Here is a 17,880-nt window from a genome sequence, read left to right on the forward strand (position 1 = left end):
CGCCTGAAACGTGACTTTTTCTACAATCTGAACCGCCGAAGTTTCGGCGGTTTTTTAGTGCTTCAAATAACCTTGTGCCTTCAAGAAATCTTTGACGTCGAGCCGAGTCGGCTTCGACAGCATCCGTCCCATCTGAGCAGTCCACGTGTCGTCCCGGCGATTCGCCCCCCGCGCCGCATAGTAGCCATGAATCGTCTCGTCATAATGCGACAGTTGGCGCTTCAGCTCGTTCGGGTCGAGTTCATATGTATTCTCGTGATAGACGTGTTCGAACGGCAAGCGCGGCTTCTGGTCCTCGACGTGGTCTGGGACACCAACCGCGAGCCCGAAGAGCGGCAACACACGTTCCGGCAGGCCGAGCAATTCCTTCACCGCGAACATGTCGTTTCGAATGCCCCCGATGTAACAAATGCCGAGTCCCATCGACTCCGCAGCGACGACGGCGTTTTGTGAGGCGAGCGCCGCATCAATGACGGCGACGAGGAGCTTCTCATCCGTCTCGAGCGTCCCGGTCACATCGGCGTCACGCATGTCTCCAATCACTTCATGGCGATACAAGTCGGCGCAAAAGACGAAGAAGTGCCCGTTGTCGGCGACGTAGCTTTGGTTACCGGCAATCTCGGCGAGCCGTGCTTTCTTGTCCGAATCGGTCACACCGATGATGGAATAGGCTTGGATGAAGCTCGACGTCGAGGCACGTTGGGCACTCTCGACGATGAGCCGAATTTGTTCTTCGGTCAAACGCTCGTCCGTGAAGGAGCGGACGGAGCGGTGGTTCAATAACGTTTCGATGACTTGGTTCATGCAGCTTCCCCCTTTTGTCTAATCTTGACATAGCGGAACGTTCCCGACAATTTTAGAGACTTCACTCTACTTTCGAAATGATCCATGGTAACCATAAGACAGGCTCCGTCCCCACATCTTCTTGATTGCTGTATGCGCAATACCGTTCCGCTTCTTCGAGCGTCGCAATAAAGCCATGGTCGTTCAACCGAAACGTGAATCGTTCGGCGAAGTCATGCTCTAGCCCATTACATAAGTATGAGTGGAACGTGCCGTACTCATACCCGAGCACTTCATAACCGAGAGGTCGTCCAAGCGGTTCGTCGTGTTCGTGTCGCAAAATGAACCGCTCGACGCCGTACTGCTCGGGATGGTCCCCAACTTGTCCTTCTGCTAAAAAGTCCGCGACATAGGATACAGGCAGTTTCAGCTCGATGATGTCGAGTTCGATGTGGGTGAAGAAGCGGTCCCGAAACGTCTTGGCGAGTTCAATCGTCTGAAACGTTTGGGGATATCCGAGTTCTCCACTCTCGTGAAACACCTCCACCCATTCCATGAGCAGGAGGAAGTCTTCCTCGCTGAGTCGCAATCGTTCTCGATACGCCTCCTTACGACGTTTCGATGTCCCCCAAAGTACATCAAGCGTGGGGTGTTGCTCACAAATGCATGCACTCGCTGACTGCACGAACTCCGGAATCCGTTGCTCGTCCATATAGTCGGCTCGCTCAGTTCGTTCAATCAGTAAGTAACCTCCACTTCGTACATTCATCTCGACACCGCCTTCTCTAGTATACGCAAAAAAAGCAGAGTGGCGTTTTCTCCACTCTGCTTACGTGCTTATTCTGTCACTTGGCTCAAGAACGGTGTGATATCGACGTTCAACTCTTTCGAGAGACGCTCGCCGAGGTCACGGTCGGCCCGGTAGAAGTTGCAAATCAAGAGAAGGACGGTCTTCTCGTGACGGACTTCTTTGATGTGGGCGACGAGGTTACGGACGAGGCCATCTTTCTCTTCTTGCGAGTAACGACGGTACACTTCGCCTGCTTGACCGAAGTCGTTCGTCTTCTCAATCTTTTGACGACCGGCTACGCCATTGAGCGGTTGCTCCTGTTCAATATACGCAGCATCCGGTCGCGGTGTGTCTTCATAACGGTTCGGTTCATAGTTCACAGTGCTCGTCTGTTGCTTGAACGGCATCGCCCCATCACGCTGGTTGTTCGACACTTGGGCGAACGGGCAGTTGATCGGGAGTTGGAGATAGTTCGCGCCGATGCGGTACCGTTGCGTGTCCGAATACGAGAAGAGACGCCCTTGAAGCATCTTATCTTCAGACGGTTGAATCCCTGGGACGAGAACGCCCGGGTTAAAGCCGACCGATTCCGTCTCAGCAAAGTAGTTGTCGACGTTTTTGTTCAATGTCATCGTTCCGACGAGTTGATACGGGATGACGTCTTCGAACCAATCTTTTGTCGCGTCGAGCGGATCGAAGTCGAAGTTGTCCATATCGGCCGGGTCGAGGATTTGGACGTAAAGATCCCACTCTGGGAAGTCGCCTTCTTCGATGGCGTTGAACAAGTCGCGTGTCGCGTGGTTGAAGTCCTCGGCCTGTACTTTGGCCGCTTCTTCCATCGACAAGTTTTTAATCCCTTGTTTCGGAACCCAACGGAGTTTTATGTACACCGTGTTCCCGTATTCGTTGACCCATTTGAATGAGTGGACCGATGAACCGCGCATATGACGGTATGAGGCCGGGATTCCTTCATCACTGAACAAGTGGATGAGCATGCTCGTCGATTCCGGCGTGAGCGACATGAAGTCGAAGAAACGGTCCGGGTCTTGTAGGTTCGTGCGTGGGTCCGGTTTGAGTGAGTGAATCACGTCTGGGAATTTGATAGCGTCACGGATAAAGAATACCGGCAAGTTGTTTCCGACGAAATCGTAGTTCCCTTCTTCCGTGTAAAACTTGACGGAGAATCCACGTGGGTCACGGAGCGTCTCCGGTGAGCCGAGACCATGGATGACAGTCGAGAAGCGAGCGAAAACCGGTGTCTCTTGTCCTTCTTCCTGCAAAAATTTGGCTTTTGTATATCGTTTCATGCTATTTTTAACTTTGAAGACACCGTGTGCTCCGGCACCACGGGCATGCACGACCCGCTCCGGCACGCGCTCACGGTCAAAGTGGGCGAGTTTTTCAATAAGTTGATAGTCTTCGAGAAGCGTCGGGCCACGGCGACCCGCAGTGATGGAGTTGGCGTTATCCCCGATCGGGACGCCTTGGTTAGTAGTTAGACGACGATGTTGATCCATATTATTGCCTCCTCTTTATAATCATTCTTACAAAACTAATAATATAAAAAGATAATAATTATTACAAACAAAACAGCTCGACTTTAATCGAACTGTTTTGAAAGCGTTATCAAACTCCGTTTTTCGTCTGTTCATTTCGGTGCATCTCGGTGACTAAAAACGCAGCCAAAATCCCACCGAGCGAGCCAGCAATGATGTCGACCATCGTATCGTCGTTACCGTTCCCTTGCATCGTCGTGTTCAAGACGAGATCGGACGTGAATTCATACATCTCCCAAAGCGCCGCCCCTGCCATCGCGAAGACGACGATATAGACGAAGACGAAGCGCTTCGGCATCTCGAGCCGGATGTCGTCATCGAGCCGACTAAAGAAGTCATACCCGAGAAACGCGATAAATACTCCACTCAATACGTGGAGGAACGTGTCCCACCACCCGTTCGAATACAATCCGACGATCGAACCCAAATATTGTGAGGCGAACAGGAACAAGATATAGGCGACTTTCATTTTGGCGTCAAATTCGGTTTTGAACACTTTTTCTAATATGAACGGAATCAATCCAGACACGATGCCGGCAGCGGCGACGCTTGCGTCAAACCACGCCTCTTCAATCACCGAAGCGACGAGAATGATTGCCATGAACAACACAAAACCGAACTCTAGCATCCGTCCACGCGTCAGTTTCATCTCGAATCCCTTCTTTCTATCATTCACTCCTTATCCGATTCCCGTTTTGACGTGAATCGCAACGATGCCTTCAAACAATTCACTCTTTTGTCGGATTGTACACAAAAGGCCCCATCGCGTTCGCGATGGGGCCAAGTTCATTTCTCGGCAACGAAGAAGATTCGTTCAGCGTTCGGTCCTGGCGCCTTGTCCGTGAAGTCGGCCGTGACCGACTTCACATGAAAGCCCGCACCGATGAGCCACTGCATGTATTGCCCCGGCTCATACGTCCGTTGCTCGTGCGTCTCTTCGACCCGCTCGTACGTCCCGTCCTCTAGGGCGACGAAAAACGTCAAGTCGTGGACGACCGAGAGCGGGGCTTCGCCCGGGTCGGCGAACCAGATGTACGAACAGTCCTCTCCGTTCGACGCGTACGTCTTTTGGTTGAAGAGCGTCTGCATCTTGTTCGGCGAGTGGACGTCGAAGAGGAACGTGCCGCCCGGTTTGAGTTGCTCATAGACAGCTTCGAACGTATCGATGACGTCGGCCTCGTCCGCAAGATAGCAGAGCGAATCACACAGAATCGTCACGGCATCGACAGGACTCGGCAACTCGAGCTCGCGCATGTCTTGCTGCCAAAGCGGCAAAGCAACACCAGCTTCAAGCGCCTTCTCTTGGGCGACTTCAAGCATCGACTCCGACAAGTCGAGTCCGATCGCATCATAGTGTGCGGCAAGTTGAATCGTCGCAGAACCCGTCCCGCATCCGACGTCGGCGAGCGATGCCCCGTCCGGCACGTGGCGTCGCACGAAGGCGACCCACTCTCCGTACGGTGCATCTTTCATCAACTCATCGTATACGTAGGCGAACCCTTCGTACGCCATTAGCCGACTTCCACTTCGACGTGCGGCGCGTCAGCCCAAAGTTTTTCGAGGTTGTAGTAGTCACGGTCGTCACGGTGGAAGATGTGGACGACGACGTTCTCGAGGTCAGCGAGCACCCAACGTGCCGTGTCCATTCCTTCGAACTTGTGGAGCGGGAGATCGTTCTCGCCTGCGACGTCTTTGATTTCACGCGCGATTGCTTCGACTTGCTTCTCTGAGTTCCCGTGGCAGATGACGAAGTAATCCGCAATCGGCGAGATGCCTTCCATGTCGAGGACGACGATTTCTTCGGCGCGCTTATCGTCGGCAGCCTTCACAATCAATTCAAGTTGTTCTTTTACAGTCATATTGACCCTCCTAAGGTGTTTTCACAAAATCGTTATATGTCGCAATCGTCAGTGGGAAAATCCGCACCGACTTGTTCAATAGATGTTGAATCGATTGACGTAACGTCGCGACGACAGCCAATTCGAGTGACTGCTCGGCGACGTCCCGCAACGCTTCAACGCCAGGATAACGCCGGTTCGGTTCAATCGCATCGGAAACGAAGATGACTTGGTCGAGGCGCGACATACCAGGGGAACCGGTCGTATGGTTCTTGATGGCGGAGACGACCGCTGCATCGAGGTCGTAGGCCCGGTCTAACAAGACCGCCCCGACTGGCGCATGCAGGAGCTCGTCATCAAATTCGAGTAAAGCAAGGTCGAGCTGTTCGGCGCGGACGACTTGACGCATCTCGTCACGGTCCATATATTTCGCATAATCATGTAACATCGCGGCCAGACGGGCCTGTTCGACGTTCACGCCATATGTCTTCGCCAAGTGTTCCGCCGTCTCGACGACACCGAGCGTATGAATGAACCGTTTCTCAGGCAACGTCTGTTCAATCAACGTTCTCGCTTGTTCATACGTCATACAATCCATGCTCCTTGATATAAGTTTCCACTTCCGCCGGCACGAGATAGGTGATCGAACGATTCCGTTTCGCCCGCTCGCGGATATCGGTCGACGAGATTTCGAGTTGTGGCATGTCGATCGTCCGGACATCGGCCCGTCTCGGGATACGATAACGGCTCCCTGGGCGAGCGACGGCTCCGAACGTGACGAGCGTGATGAGCGTCTCGTAGTCATACCACTTCTCGAGCGCATCGAGCGAGTCGGCCCCAATCAAGAAATAGAACGCATCGTCCGGATAGCGCTCGCGCAACCGTCGCATCGTCTCCACCGTATAAGACGGCTCGGTCCGTTCGAACTCAATCAAATCGAGCTTGAACGCCGGGTTCGACGCGATCGCGCGTCGCGTCATCTCGATTCGGTCTTCCGCTTGACTGAACCCGGACTTATGGGGCGGGATGGCCGCCGGCAAAAACCAGACTTCGTCGAGTTCAAGCTGTTCACGCGCCTGCTCGGCAATCAACAAATGACCGAGGTGCGGCGGGTCGAACGTTCCTCCCATCAGTCCGATGCGGCTCATGGGAGTTTGATTTGGCGGTTTTCTTTCTCTGTCGCCTGTTTGTACAAGACGATGACTTTGCCGATGACTTGAACGACTTCTGCCTTCGTCCCTTCCGCAAGCTCTCCAGCCACGTCTTTCGGCGTGTCGGCACAGTTTTGAAGCACTTGAACTTTCAACAACTCACGCTTCTCGAGCGCGTCACTGATATCTTTGCACATCGCTTCGCTGACACCATTTTTTCCGACTTGATAAATCGGCGAGAGGTGGTGTGCCTCTGCACGTAAAAAACGTTTTTGTTTACCTGATAACATTATTTCTATTCCTCCAATAAGCTCTCAATTAACTTCATTCCAACAAATCGATCCGGTTTCACACCTGTCCAAAATTCAAACGCCAAAGCACCTTGTCCGACGAACATGGCTGTTCCGTTGACGATGATCGCCCCTTTTTTAGCGGCTTCTTTTAAAAACGGTGTGACGAGTGGACGATATATGATATCACAAACGACCGTGTTTTGTCGTAACCCATTTAACGATTGCGGCGAATGCACCCCGTCCATCCCGACCGAAGTCGTCTGAATGATGACGTCGTATCGCGCGATGTCAACGTCTACAAAGGCTTTTGCTTCGATGCCGAACCGTTCGGCAAGACGCTCCGCCCGTTCCATCGTCCGGTTCGTGATGGTGACGTCACGGGTCGGTAGCGCACTGATAATCCCGCGCGCCGCACCACCTGCTCCGATGACGAGCACACGACCGGACCAGTCTGTCAGAGGAGACAGGGCGGCGACGAGACCGGCACCGTCCGTGTTCGTCCCAATCAATTTGCCGTCCCGCTTATACACCGTATTGACCGCACCGGCATCCGTAGCCGCCAAATCGAGTTCGTCAAGGTACGGGATGACGGTTTCTTTATACGGAATCGTGACGTTGAAGCCGTCCCATTCGCCATCGCGCATCGCCTGAAACAATCCGCTCAAGTCTTCTTCGGCGACGTCGAGCGCCTCATAACGCCCGAAAAGCCCAGACGCCCTCAGCCACTGCTCGTGCAGGACGGGAGAGAGCGAATGAGCAATCGGGTGACCGATGACGGCCAGTCTCATACGAGTGCCTCACGCAATGTGACGGCGACTCCTTTTGGTGCCCAGGCAGCGATGCGGCCGCCTTTGCCGTGAATGGCGACCCAACCGAGACCGCTGAAGACGATGTCCGTCTTCACGCCGTCCCGGAGACTGAACTCGTGACGGACGAGCGGCGGCAACTTCTCGAGCGTCTTCTCGTTCGGCGGGTTGAGCATTTGACCGATGTGATTCTCGTACAACTCGTCCGCTTTATCGAGTTTCGTACGGTGTGTCTTCAACTCGTTTGACATGTAGACGACGAATGAGCGCTTGTTGCCTTCCATGTAGTCGAGACGAGCGAGACCACCGAAGAAGAGCGTCTGCTGCGGGTTCAACTGGAACACGTGTGGCTTGATCTCTTTTTTCGGCGTGATCGTCTTCAAGTCTTTGGCGTCGACGTAGTGGGCCATCTGATGGCGGTTGATGATCCCTGGTGTGTCATACAAGTTCGCGTCATCATCGAGCGGGACGTCAATCAAGTCGAGCGTCGTTCCCGGGAAATGGCTGACCGTAATGATCGCCTCGTCCGCTTCGCCGAAACGTTTGATGATTTGGTTGATGAGCGTCGATTTCCCGACGTTCGTACAACCGACGACGTAGACGTCCTTGCCTTTCCGATAATATTCAATCTTCTCGGCGAGCTCGTCGATGCCGTGCCCTTTCTTCGCACTAATCAAATGGACGTCGACCGGGTTCAAGCCGAGTTCTTTCGCCTCGCTCTTCATCCAGTTCGCCATCCGGTTCGGGTTGACGGATTTCGGTAACAAGTCGACTTTGTTCCCGACTAAAAGGACCGGGTTCGACCCGACTGACCGTTGCAGTCCCGGGAGCCAGCTCCCGTTAAAGTCAAAGATGTCGACGATTTTAATGACGAGCGCTTCGCGCGAACCGATTCCGTTCAAGATGCGCAAGAAGTCGTCATCTGTCAGTTCGACGTCTTGAATCTGATTGTAGTGTTTCAGTTTGAAGCAACGTTGGCAAATGACGATTTCGCGATCAAGTGCCGATTTCGGAGCATACCCGACACCAGCCGGGTCTTCCGTTTGAATGAGAACGCCGCAACCGGCGCAATAACGTTTTGTTTCTTCCATAGCATGATTTGCTGTCATTTGAGTTTCCTCTTCTTCATTCACTGTAGCGCCTCGCCGCTACTCCTGAAGCGTTAATTCCGACGCCTTACGCGCCGTACAAGGACAGCCTCCTTCTTCCTTTGCGTTCGAGGTCCTTATTCATCTTTTTTATGTGAATCTTCGGAACGCGAGTGCATCGCTTCCCCGATTTTCTCAGCGACGGCCACTTTGGCCCGCTTCGCATCGACGGCGATTTCCTCGACTTTTTTCGTGATCAATACGTACTTCCCGCGACGTTTCATATGCGCGAACACGACTTTCTCGAGCATGCGATTGAACTTCGTGACGAGTCCATCCGTCTTGACGACCGGTTCGACGTGAATGACGTGGATGCCGGCCATGTTCGCGCCGAGCACGTCCGTGAACAACTGGTCGCCTAAGAAAATCGCTTCTTTCGTCGAGTAGCCGTATTTCGCGAGCGCTTGCTTGAAGCCGGACGGCAACGGTTTTTTCGCACGCGATACGTAATGGAGTCCGAGCGGTTCCGTGAACGTCCGGACGCGGTTTTCATTGTTATTCGACACGACGATGACGTCAAGTCCATGTGATTTCACTTTTTCAAGCCAGAGCAAAAGAAGCTCCGGTGCGTGCGGGACGTCCCAAGCCACGAGTGTATTATCAAGGTCCGTCAAAATGACGCGGACACCACGGTCTTTTAATTCTTCAAGGTCGATGTCAAAGACTGACGCGACGAACTGTTTCGGATAAAGTCGATTAAACACGTTTGAATTCCTCCAATTATCTAAAGCGATTCAACTACTCTTATAAGTATTGATATCCCTTCTATGGTAAACGAAAACCGACCAAACGACTAGTGTATCGTTTGGCCGGAATGAAAAAGTTTGAAATTTTCATTGAATCGTGCCGATGGCTTCACCGAGCCGGACCGGACCGATTTTAGACGAATCGATATGGACGCGCCCTTTTTCGAAGCAAAGGACGACGGTCGAGCCGAACGAGAAGTAGCCGACTTCGTCTCCCTTTTCCACGTACGACCCGTCATGGGTCCACTCGATCGTGTTGACGTTCAAGGCGCCGACCATGATGTGTTCATAGACACCGGCAGGGCTATCGAATCGCGTGATGCGGCGATAGTTGCGCGAGAGCGGACGAACCGTCTCCGTCAAGCCGATCTCGTTGACCGGTGCCGAGCGGTCGCCTAGCTCGTAGTGACTGAGGACGCGCCCGGCGAGCGGGACGTGGACGCGGTGATAATCGCGCGGGCTCAAGTAGAGCACGCAGACGGTGCCGCCTGCATAGCGACGTGCCTCTTGTTGCGAACCGAGCATCTCAGCGAGCGTGTACGATTGGCCCTTCACTTCAAAGCGGCTATCGTCTGTGATATCGGTGACGATGGATAACTTCCCGTCACACGGAGAGACGATCGATTGTGCATCTACGTCAATCAATCGGGCCCCTTCTTTCAGATGTCGAGTGAAGAACGCGTGCAGACTCGGATACGCATCCATTGGGTCTTTCGCTTCTTCAACGTCAATCTTGTACGTTTTCGCGAACGAGGCGATGAGCGGACGGCTATAGTTCGATTCAGCGAACCACCGGAGCCGTTTGGCGATGAACGGTGAGGCGTTCAATTCAAACAACGTCTGGTAGAAACGGCTTTTAATCACTGTTCGCCCTCCTCATTTTTAAAGAATGTCTCATACTGCTGTTCCGATACGGCTCCTTCGATGCGGCCCGTCTCTTGACCATCCTCAAACCGGATGACCGTCGGCGTGCCGTTGATGCCGTACGTCGTCCAGACGTTATGGTCGGCCAAGTTGATTGAGACAGCATCATATTCTTCAACGAGCGGCTCGATATACGGCTTCACCTGCTCACAGTACTCACAGCCAGTCTGCCAGAAGTAAACGACGACCTCTTCTTCTTCCGAAATCTTCGTCTCCAGCTCTTCGGCATTGACCGCGTTGACACCCTCTTCTTCATTGGCGTTGTTCAAGAAGAACAAGAGCCCGATGCCGATCACGATGATGGCAGCGATAATGGCGAACGTAATAAAGTTCGCGCGTTTTGCATCATTTTTCATAGTAAGTCCCTCCTAAAATGATATAAAAAGAACTGACTCGACTGTGAGCCAGTTTGATTGTGAACGTCTTACTTCTCTTGGGCGACGTCGCTGATCCCCATATCTTGGTTCACGACATCCAAGAGCACGATAAAGATTGTGATGACCACGCCAAACGCTGTCGCGAGCATCGCATTGAATGGCACGCCGTCGACAGCAGAAATGATAAAGATTGCTGTGTTCGAAAGCAAAATTGCCCAGAACAATGTGACTAAATATCGCATCGAAAGTCCCCTCCATCTCACAGATGATGCATGAATTGCTCATACGAGATTAGTATAGCATTGTTCCTGATAAATGTGCGACCTCGATTGTATATTCTTTCCGTTGAAACCGGAAATATGATACCGTCAGAGAAACAGCACATCGTAGAAAAGAGGATGACTAATGTCACGTTATTTAATCGCAGTAGATTTGGATGGCACGTTGTTACGAGATGACAAGACGATTAGCGACCGGAACATTCGTGCGCTACAGGCGGCTCGGGAGGCGGGTCATGAAGTCATGATTGCGACGGGACGTCCCCAACGCCACTCCATCATGTACTACGAACAGCTCGGCTTGACGACGCCGCTCATCAACTTCAACGGCGCGCTCGTCCACCATCCGAAAGACTCGTCATACGCCGTGACACACCGACCAATCCCACTCAAGACGGCGCACGAGATCATCGAGGAAGTGTCGGAGACGAAAGCACACAACATCGTCGTCGAAGTGACGGACCACGTCTACTTCCAAAAAGAACCGCAAGAATTTTATAGCCCCTACACCGAGCGCGCGCTCAGCGTCACATCGGGCAACTTGCTCAAACACTTACAAGAAGAGCCGACGTCACTCCTCATCCATGCGACGAAAGAGCACGTCGACAACGTCCGTGCACGTTTGAATAAAGTTCACGCCGAGGCCGTCTTGAACCGCCAATGGCGCATGCCGGAGCACATGATCGAAGTCATGAGCCAAAACACATCGAAGGCGCTCGGATTGCGTGAAGTGTCGAAACATCTCGGCATCAACCGCAAAAACATCATCGCGTTCGGCGACGAGGAGAACGACCTCGAGATGCTCGACTATGTCGGCACCGGCGTCGCGATGGGGAACGCCATCAGCCAGTTGAAAGCCGTCGCGAACGAAGTGACCGCGTCGAACATGGAAGACGGCATCGCCATCTACCTCGAAGAAAAACTCGGCATCAAGGCATAATCAACACACCGACTGAATGCAGTCGGTGTGTTTTAGCTTATTGACCACCACAATGTTTCGCGCGCTTCCTTTTGGTGCCTCCCGAATGTTTTGCGCTCTTCCTTCTGGCGCCTCCGCTTTCCTAGGGGCGAGCAGGGAGCCGCATCGCTTAACGCTGCTGGGTCTCCCCTTGCTCGCTAATCCCTTAGGAGTCTCCGGCGCCATCGGATGAGCGAAGCAGCAGGTTCTCGTCATTTTCCTGAGGTCTGGACGGCCGATCGATTACGTCATCCAACGTACCAACTTGACCTCTATCTATACAATAACCCCTGCTGAGTGTTCAGCGGGGGTTATTTTAGCGTCGAAACGCACCTTCGACATCTTCGGTCGGAACCATGTTGATGAAGACGGTCGGATCGGCATCCTTACAGATGCGCGTGATTTCACGAACTTCGTGGCGCTGGGCGACCATCATGAGCGTCGCCTTTTCGACTTTTGAGTACGTGCCGATCGACGGCATGAGCGTGATGCCGCGGAAGACGTGTTGATGCAACTCTTTCGTCACTTCGTCCGGATGGCTCGTGACGATGAAGAGTGTTTGACGCTGCGTGTTCGTATAAATCTCGTCGATGACTTTCGACGTCACGTACAAGAAGACGATTGTATAAAGCGCAGTCTGCCAACCAAATAACGCACCGGCCCAAAGTGCGATCATCATGTTCATGAGGAACAAGTAGACGCCGACCGAATTGTTCGTGAATTTCGCCAAGATGAGCGCGACGATATCGAATCCGCCGGTCGAGGCGCCGAAGCGAATCGTGATCCCTGAACCGATGGCGAGCAAAACCCCGCCGAACACGGCGTTCAAGAGCGGGTCGTCCGAGAGGAGCTGCGATTGTGGAAGCACACGAATGAACACGGTGACTGCCGCGACACTGATGAGTGTATGAATCATCATGTTCTTGCCGAGCATGAAGTAGCTGACAATGAGTAGCGGCACGTTTAAGACGAAGAACCAAATTCCTTCCCCGAGCTCAAACGGTGTCCCCGCAAACAGTTGCGTAAAGATTTGGGCGAGCCCGGTAAATCCGGTCGAGTATACCCCCGCCGGGATTAAAAATAATGTCATAGATAATGCAACGAATACTCCCCCAATAATCGAAACGATTCCGATGCGAGCATGTTCTTTAACGGCTTCCGTCAAGTTTTGTCTCCCCTTTCAAAAATAGCTAAGAATCAAGATAACATAGATTCCAAGCGCTGCCTATCATTAAAATAATGCAATCTGCAGAGGCGCGATGAAAAAAAACAAGCCGACCGAAGCCGACTTGTTGTGCTGACGCATTTGATTACGCTTTCACCGTCTCGATCGTCACGGCATCGTTTGCCGGGACGTTGACGACATTTCCATAGACCTTGATGGAGACGTCCGTGCCGCCCGTCTGCTTGATCGTCACATGGTCACGCGTCGATGTGATCGTCAAGTGATGGCCGCGCCAGAGCATATTGAATGAATAGCCGTTCCAATCCTTCGGAATCATCGGGCTGAACGTAAGCTCGTTCTCGAGGGCACGCATGCCAGCGAAACCGTGCACGATTGACATCCACGAGCCGACCATCGACGTGATGTGAAGACCGTCTTCCGTGTCGTTGTTGTAGTTGTCGAGGTCGAGGCGGGCTGAACGTTGATAGAGCTCGACCGCCTTATCCTCGTAACCAACTTCAGCCGCGATAATCGAGTAGACGCAAGGCGACAAGCTCGACTCATGAACCGTGCGCGGCTCATAGAAGTCGAAGTTGGCCCGTTTCTGCTCGATCGTGAAACGGTCACCGAACGTATAGAGACCTTGGAGCACGTCCGCCTGCTTGATAAAGTTCGAGCGGAGGATACGGTCCCACGACCAGTTTTGGTTGAGCGGCAAGTGTTTCGGATCGAGATCTTTCACTAAGATTTGTTCTTTATCCATGAAGCCGTCCTGTTGCATGAACACGTCTGGGACGAGGTCGTCTTTCGGATAGTACATCTTCGTCTGGATATCGTTCCACTTCGCAATCTCTTCGTCCGTGATGCCGAGCGTCGAGACGAGCTCTTCAAGACGAGCCGGCTCCGCTTGTTTCAAGTAGTTGTACACCTCTTGCGTGTATTCAAGCGTCCACGCGGCAATCAAGTTCGTGTACCAGTTGTTGTTGACGTTGTTATCGTATTCGTTCGGACCTGTGACGCCTAGGATCATGTAGACATCTTTGTGCGGGACAAAGTTGACACGGCTCGCCCAGTAACGCGAGATCTCGACCAATACTTCAAGTCCGTATTTCCCGAGGTATGACTTATCGCCTGTGAAGTTCGTATAGTTGAAGATGGCATGTGCGATGGCGCCGTTCCGGTGAATCTCTTCATGCGTGATCTCCCACTCGTTGTGGCACTCCTCGCCGTTCATCGTCACCATCGGATAGAGGGCGCCTTCCATGCCGACGTTCTTGACCGAGTTCTCTTTTGCTTGCGGCAATTGGTTGTGGCGATATTTGAGCAAGTTCCACGACACTTCTGGTTTGGCTGTCGCTAAATAGAAGTGGAGGCAATACGCTTCTGTATCCCAATACGTGGCACCGCCATACTTTTCACCGGTGAACCCTTTCGGACCGATGTTGAGACGTGAGTCCTCGCCTGTGTACGTCTGATACATATTGAAGATGTTAAAGCGAATGCCCTGTTGTGCTTCGGCGTCGCCGTCGATGCGGACGTCCGCGTCCTCCCAACGTGCGAGCCAAGCGTCCGTCTGCTCGGCGAGGAGCGTCTCAAAGCCTTTCTCAAACGCCATCTCAACGCGTTGCATTCCCGTCGACTGCAATTCCTCGACTTCGTAGTCACGGTTCGTAACGACCGAGACGTATTTGTACGCCGTTGCCGTCTCACCGGCTGGCGCCGTCACCGTGAACTTGTTCGCGACGAACAGGTCGGTCGCTTCGAGCACTTCAGAGCGCGCGCCTTCGACGTCTGCAATCATCGAAGCCGTCACGTGCCAATCGAGCTTTTTCGTCTTCGTCGTGACAAAACCGAAACGCTCTTCGACACCGTGTTCGACCGGCAACCAGAACTTCTCGTCATAGTTCGAGTCCTCGTTGACGACATCACCGTCCAAGTATGGCGTGAACTCGATTTTCGCCTCGTAGTTGACCGGCGTGACGTTATAACGAATCGCTAAGATTTCTTTATCGACGATCGAGAAGAAACGGACGACTTCCACTTTCGTCTCTTCCGTCCCGTTCAACAATGTGAACGTCCGTGTTAGGACGCCGCGTTGCATATCGAGCTCACGCGTGAAGTCTTTCACTTCCCACTTCGCCAAATCAACCGGTGTCCCGTTGATGGCGACACGAAGACCGACGACGTTCGTCGCGTTCAACACTTTTGCGAAGTATTCCGGGTACCCGTTCTTCCACCAACCGACGCGCGTCTTGTCCGGATAATAGACGCCCGCCACATAAAACCCTTGGTGCGTATCGTTCGAGTAATCTTCCTCGAAGTTGCCGCGCATCCCCATATGCCCGTTCCCGAGCGAGGTGATCGACTCGGCAAGACGGTTCTCTTTCGGATGAAGCCCTTCTTCGGTTACTTTCCATTCATCGACTGCAAACAATCGTTTCATCTGTCTGCCACTCCTTTTTCTCTAACAAGGCTACTGTTCATTAGACAACGAAATCATGCAACCGTTTGTCTATGAAAGCGCTGTATTTCAATCTCACCTCTCATTTTACACGACTCAACGAAGAATGCAATCGTTTGCATAGAACTTTTTCTTTCTTTTTTTCCTCACAGTTTACGGCAGACAAAAACGGCTTCGAATTCCCCCGAAGCCGTTCCAAATCAAACGTCGCGATCGCGGCCGAACGTCGCATTGCCTTCATGCCCTTCAAACGCCGGGTTGTCCCCGTCGTTGAAGCCGGTATCCGGTTCATCGAGAATGAGCGCATAACCACCGCTCATGATGTCTCCGTACGCCTTGTTCACGTCATCGTCCGCGAGTCCGAGGTCGAGGAGCGCTCGTTTCACTTCTTGCTCGCCTTCAGCGACGCCGGCAAACTTTTGCAGCCATGAAGCTGAAGCCTCTTCCACTTTCGCATCGGTGTTTCGTTTGACGAGCGATACGTTATCCTCGTCTCGCACGACGACGAACAAGTCCTTCTCGTCATAGCCATCATGGTTCAACTGATCAATCTTCGAGACGAGGGCCGCCTCGTCTTGGTACGTGTCAACAAATCGTCTTCTGCTCATTATGTCTCATCCTTTCGCTCTGTAAGTGATGAATCGATGTCGATGCGGGCATCGCCTTCCTCCCGGACCTCGATCTCTTCTTTGCGCAACGTCTCCGTGACCGTTTCGACGTCTTCTCGCACGTGCTTATGCACGATGATCTCCTCGACGACGACAGGTCGCTTGACGATGAACGCTCGCTCTTCGATAACTTGAATCCGAAGGTGATCGCCTTCGTCGATCGTCCGGATGCCCGGTCGGTCGAAATCATAGTCTTCAATCTCTTCTAGCGAACCGTCTTTGCGCTCTACGTGTAACTGTTCCCTCCGAATCGGGATTTCAATCTCTTGATCGGTCTCGGTGACACGTTTGTTCACGACGAGCTCACCGGTTTGGACCGCTCGCTTCTTCACGTCGAGCCGTTCCTCATGCAGGGCGAGCGTTTGTTCTTCGGTGTCTGTCGCTTGTTTTCGACGGGTCGCTGTCTCTGCTTCGAGCCGTTCGCCTTGTTCCGCGTCGACGTAGAGGAACAACTTTCCTTGCTCGATCGCCTGGGCGAACGTCTCCTGTCTTTCAGGCGTCAAGCGCATACTGCCGAGCCATCGCTCGACCGGACGCTCGCTCGATGTGACGAGCGAAGCGATCGCCTGCGGGTCGTCGGCGACGAGAACGTATAGATTCGATTGACGTTTCACGGCCTCTCCCGTCTCTTTACGTTTGACGAGCACGAACATGTCTCCTTCGTCGTAACCTTCTCGTTTCAAGTCGACCGTCCGCGCGAGCAACGCCGTGGCATCGTCGAACAGTTCAGAAATGATGGCTTGTCTCATGTCTCATTCCTCCTAAAGTATGTCGTAAAAAAAGGATGGTCCCTTTAGAGAGAACCATCCTTCTTCAGGTACTTGGTCAAATTAGAGGCGGTCGCGGTCGTCACGGCGTGTATGGTCACCGTCACGCTTGCGGAGGTCATCTTCACCCTCGATATGGGCTTCTTCCTTCCGGACTGTCTCGCGTACTGTTTCAGTATCCTTCACTTTTTTCTTGCCGACGACAATCTCTTCAGCGACGACATCTTTCTTCGTCACATCGACCCGCTCTTCCGTCACCGGAACGCGAATCTCGTCACGATCGTTCGTCGCATCGAACGAGTGGTCTGTCGCGGCGCGGTCACCGTCGACTGGACGTCGCTCGACATACACTTCGTCACGCTCGACTTCGACATCGATGCGTTCTTCATGCTCGACGACGTCTTTCTCGACGCGAACCTCGCCCGTTTGGACGCGCTCTTTGTTCACTTGTAGACGTTCTTCATGCAACTGCAACTTCTGCTCGTCCGTCAAGTCGGTGCGGTTACGGATATCCTCGTCCATGTCGTGGTGACGCGTCGAGTCATGATGCGATCCCGTCGCGTCAAGACCTGTTCCGGCTGCTCCGACACCTGTACCAATCGGGTCACGAGCCGTCATGTTTCCAGCCTCGTTCCCTTCTGAACCGTAGCCTGCTGACGTACGTCCTTCGAACGTATCGTTCCGTCCGTTATCGAGGACACCATCGTCCGTATCAAGCAAGAGGACGAAGCCGCCGTTCTCGATATCTGAATGGTGGCGTGCCGTCTCTTCTTCTGAGAAGCCGAGTTTGTCGAACGTATGACGGACTTCGTCTGCGCCATCTGACACGCCGAAGAAGCGGTCGAGCCATGATGCCTTCGTTTCTTTCACTTCTGCATCGGTTTCGCCACGAACCATTGAAAGGTTCGATTTATCTTTCACAACGACGTACAAGTCTTCTTCACGATGACCTTGAGCACGGAGCTCATCAATTTTTGACACGAGTTCTGACTCCTGATAGTAAGTTCCTACGTAACGTTTGTTATCCATGATTGTATCTCCCTTTCAAAATCTTTATTTTTTTGGTTATAGGCTAGGCCGATTCGCTATGAATTGCCATCCTGCCGGTAGTGTATATGTTCCCTTGCAACTCCGTTTCATGCATTTCTTTCATGATTGTAATCAGTTTGTA

General features: G+C 52.8%; 21 protein-coding genes. 1 reads left to right on the forward strand and 20 read right to left on the reverse strand.

The annotated features are described in order from the left end of the window. Nucleotides 1-54 precede the first annotated feature (54 nt). The 15 genes from nfsA to RT52_RS12165 all read right to left on the reverse strand — a co-directional run bounded on the left by nfsA (nt 55) and on the right by RT52_RS12165 (nt 10,654). Nucleotides 55-804: an oxygen-insensitive NADPH nitroreductase gene (gene nfsA, locus RT52_RS12095; RefSeq protein ID WP_034817706.1), complete on the reverse strand. Its 750-nt coding sequence runs from the start codon at nt 802-804 to the stop codon at nt 55-57. Between the two features lie 61 nt (nt 805-865). Further along, the gene (locus RT52_RS12100) at nt 866-1,552 is read right to left on the reverse strand and encodes a hypothetical protein (protein ID WP_051690358.1); all 687 of its coding nucleotides are present in this window, start codon (nt 1,550-1,552) and stop codon (nt 866-868) included. Between the two features lie 68 nt (nt 1,553-1,620). Then, complete coding sequence (locus tag RT52_RS12105; protein ID WP_034817708.1) at nt 1,621-3,090, reverse strand: catalase; 1,470 nt, start codon at nt 3,088-3,090, stop codon at nt 1,621-1,623. 109 nt (nt 3,091-3,199) lie between these two features. Next, nucleotides 3,200-3,778, reverse strand: a complete 579-nt coding sequence (locus tag RT52_RS12110; protein WP_034817709.1) for a DUF2238 domain-containing protein — start codon at nt 3,776-3,778, stop codon at nt 3,200-3,202. A 137-nt stretch (nt 3,779-3,915) separates the two neighbouring features. After that, complete coding sequence (locus tag RT52_RS12115) at nt 3,916-4,641, reverse strand: class I SAM-dependent DNA methyltransferase (protein WP_034817711.1); 726 nt, start codon at nt 4,639-4,641, stop codon at nt 3,916-3,918. Beyond that, nucleotides 4,641-4,988, reverse strand: a complete 348-nt coding sequence (rsfS, locus tag RT52_RS12120) for a ribosome silencing factor (protein WP_034804400.1) — start codon at nt 4,986-4,988, stop codon at nt 4,641-4,643. The genes RT52_RS12115 and rsfS overlap by 1 nt, the downstream gene beginning before the upstream one ends. A gap of 10 nt (nt 4,989-4,998) precedes the next feature. Further along, the gene (yqeK, locus tag RT52_RS12125) at nt 4,999-5,556 is read right to left on the reverse strand and encodes a bis(5'-nucleosyl)-tetraphosphatase (symmetrical) YqeK (protein ID WP_034817714.1); all 558 of its coding nucleotides are present in this window, start codon (nt 5,554-5,556) and stop codon (nt 4,999-5,001) included. Next, entirely contained in the window at nt 5,546-6,115 is a 570-nt protein-coding gene (locus tag RT52_RS12130; protein ID WP_034817717.1) for a nicotinate-nucleotide adenylyltransferase, read from the reverse strand. Before RT52_RS12130 ends, yqeK begins: the two co-directional genes overlap by 11 nt. After that, nucleotides 6,112-6,408, reverse strand: a complete 297-nt coding sequence (yhbY, locus tag RT52_RS12135; RefSeq protein ID WP_034776635.1) for a ribosome assembly RNA-binding protein YhbY — start codon at nt 6,406-6,408, stop codon at nt 6,112-6,114. Before yhbY ends, RT52_RS12130 begins: the two co-directional genes overlap by 4 nt. Before the next feature lie 5 nt (nt 6,409-6,413). Then, on the reverse strand, nt 6,414-7,199 hold the full coding sequence (gene aroE / locus RT52_RS12140) for a shikimate dehydrogenase (RefSeq protein ID WP_034817720.1): 786 nt from the start codon (nt 7,197-7,199) through the stop codon (nt 6,414-6,416). Further along, the gene (gene yqeH, locus RT52_RS12145) at nt 7,196-8,308 is read right to left on the reverse strand and encodes a ribosome biogenesis GTPase YqeH (RefSeq protein ID WP_034804410.1); all 1,113 of its coding nucleotides are present in this window, start codon (nt 8,306-8,308) and stop codon (nt 7,196-7,198) included. Before yqeH ends, aroE begins: the two co-directional genes overlap by 4 nt. 134 nt (nt 8,309-8,442) lie before the next feature. After that, on the reverse strand, nt 8,443-9,069 hold the full coding sequence (locus tag RT52_RS12150) for a YqeG family HAD IIIA-type phosphatase (protein ID WP_024371850.1): 627 nt from the start codon (nt 9,067-9,069) through the stop codon (nt 8,443-8,445). Nucleotides 9,070-9,198: 129 nt separating this feature from the next. Beyond that, entirely contained in the window at nt 9,199-9,975 is a 777-nt protein-coding gene (locus RT52_RS12155) for a phosphatidylserine decarboxylase (RefSeq protein WP_051690359.1), read from the reverse strand. After that, on the reverse strand, nt 9,972-10,391 hold the full coding sequence (locus tag RT52_RS12160; protein ID WP_034817722.1) for a thioredoxin family protein: 420 nt from the start codon (nt 10,389-10,391) through the stop codon (nt 9,972-9,974). Before RT52_RS12160 ends, RT52_RS12155 begins: the two co-directional genes overlap by 4 nt. Nucleotides 10,392-10,459: 68 nt before the next feature. After that, nucleotides 10,460-10,654, reverse strand: coding sequence for a YjzD family protein (locus RT52_RS12165; protein WP_034817723.1), 195 nt, complete (start codon nt 10,652-10,654; stop codon nt 10,460-10,462). Nucleotides 10,655-10,817: 163 nt separating this feature from the next. Between RT52_RS12165 and RT52_RS12170 the strand changes: the two genes are divergently transcribed. Then, nucleotides 10,818-11,630, forward strand: coding sequence for a Cof-type HAD-IIB family hydrolase (locus tag RT52_RS12170; RefSeq protein ID WP_034817725.1), 813 nt, complete (start codon nt 10,818-10,820; stop codon nt 11,628-11,630). Between the two features lie 334 nt (nt 11,631-11,964). On the opposite strand, the gene RT52_RS12175 is transcribed toward RT52_RS12170, so the two are convergent. From RT52_RS12175 to RT52_RS12195, 5 genes are all read right to left on the reverse strand, one after another. Beyond that, a complete protein-coding gene (locus RT52_RS12175) occupies nt 11,965-12,813 on the reverse strand; it encodes a YitT family protein (RefSeq protein WP_034804420.1) in 849 nt (282 codons plus the stop codon). Nucleotides 12,814-12,958: 145 nt separating this feature from the next. Beyond that, nucleotides 12,959-15,256: a glycoside hydrolase family 65 protein gene (locus RT52_RS12180; RefSeq protein ID WP_034817727.1), complete on the reverse strand. Its 2,298-nt coding sequence runs from the start codon at nt 15,254-15,256 to the stop codon at nt 12,959-12,961. A gap of 218 nt (nt 15,257-15,474) precedes the next feature. Beyond that, complete coding sequence (locus tag RT52_RS12185) at nt 15,475-15,882, reverse strand: general stress protein (RefSeq protein ID WP_034817729.1); 408 nt, start codon at nt 15,880-15,882, stop codon at nt 15,475-15,477. Continuing rightward, on the reverse strand, nt 15,882-16,691 hold the full coding sequence (locus tag RT52_RS16050) for a YsnF/AvaK domain-containing protein (RefSeq protein WP_024371841.1): 810 nt from the start codon (nt 16,689-16,691) through the stop codon (nt 15,882-15,884). The genes RT52_RS12185 and RT52_RS16050 overlap by 1 nt, the downstream gene beginning before the upstream one ends. A gap of 81 nt (nt 16,692-16,772) precedes the next feature. Next, nucleotides 16,773-17,738 (reverse strand): YsnF/AvaK domain-containing protein, encoded by a 966-nt coding sequence (locus RT52_RS12195; RefSeq protein WP_034817731.1) that lies wholly within the window; start codon nt 17,736-17,738, stop codon nt 16,773-16,775. Nucleotides 17,739-17,880: the final 142 nt, after the last annotated feature.

This window comes from Exiguobacterium alkaliphilum 12/1 (assembly GCF_000714435.1).
In the GTDB taxonomy this organism is placed as follows: Bacteria; Bacillota; Bacilli; order Exiguobacteriales; family Exiguobacteriaceae; genus Exiguobacterium; species Exiguobacterium alkaliphilum.